Below are 1014 nucleotides of genomic sequence, written 5' to 3' on the forward strand. Positions count from 1 at the left end.
GTAAGGGATCCATCATCCCCACATTCCAAGCGTCCACCTGATGCCCGATGCTGCGCTCCCGATTTCTTTCTGGAGCCCGCCCGCCATGATGCGACCCGACAGCAAAGTCGAAAAGGTGTACCTCTATCCCAAGCCCGTAGACTTCCGAAAGTCCATCGACGGCCTCACCGCGCTGGTCGAGTTGGATATCAAGGTCGCCGTGTTCGACCCCGTACTGTTCGTTTTCCTCAATAAAGCTCGCAATCGCATCAAGGTGTTGTATTGGGAGCGCAACGGCTTCTGTCTTTGGCTCAAACGCCTCGAAGCCGAACGTTTCAAAACCTCCCCCGACGCCAGCGACGAAGCGATTGTCCTGACCGTCCAAGAACTGAACTGGCTACTCGACGGTTTCGACCTCTGGCGCAACCGTCCGCATCAGGTTCTGGCGCCCCGTTTCGTCGCCTGACCCGGTATAATCCGGGCCATGATTTCAGTGCCCGACAACCTCCCGGATGATCCTGTTCTGCTCAAGCAAATGCTGCTTGAGAGTTACGCTGCTCGTGCGTGTGAGCAATCGGCTGCCCGTGTGCGCGAGCAGGAGGTCAAGGAGGCTTATGCGACACACATCGACGACCTGAAAGAGCAAATCAAGTTATGGCGTGACCGTTTCTTTGGCCGGAAGTCCGAGCAAACTGTCGATCCCAACACGCCGCAACTGGCGATGTTCAACGAACCCGAAAGCGACCCGCTACTGGCGGTGGTTGACGATGCCGACGAAGAAGTCGTTGCGCCTGCCAAACGTCGCGGCAAACGCAAACCACTGTCGGCCGATCTGCCTCGGGTCGAAGTCATCCACGACCTGCCCGAGCACGAACTGACCTGCGCCTGTGGTTGCCGCAAGCATGTCATTGGCGAGGAAACCAGCGAGCAGCTCGACATCGTGCCGATGCAGATCCGCGTACTCAAACACGTGCGCAAGGTTTACGGGTGCCGGGGCTGCGAAACCGCGCCGGTTACCGCTGACAAGCCAGCCCA

At 58.5% G+C, this 1014-nt stretch carries 2 protein-coding genes; both read left to right on the forward strand.

What is annotated here, in order from left to right; genetic code table 11:
• The first annotated feature begins 40 nt into the window (after positions 1 to 40).
• Complete coding sequence (gene tnpB, locus ACEWE8_RS26060; RefSeq protein WP_395589446.1) at positions 41 to 445, forward strand: IS66 family insertion sequence element accessory protein TnpB; 405 nt, start codon at positions 41 to 43, stop codon at positions 443 to 445.
• 18 nt (positions 446 to 463) lie between these two features.
• On the forward strand, positions 464 to 1014 hold a 551-nt coding region (locus tag ACEWE8_RS26065), incomplete at its 3' end, for an IS66 family transposase zinc-finger binding domain-containing protein (RefSeq protein ID WP_395589447.1).

The organism is Pseudomonas sp. TR47 (genome assembly GCF_044143025.1).
Lineage (GTDB): Bacteria > Pseudomonadota > Gammaproteobacteria > Pseudomonadales > Pseudomonadaceae > Aquipseudomonas > Aquipseudomonas putida_E.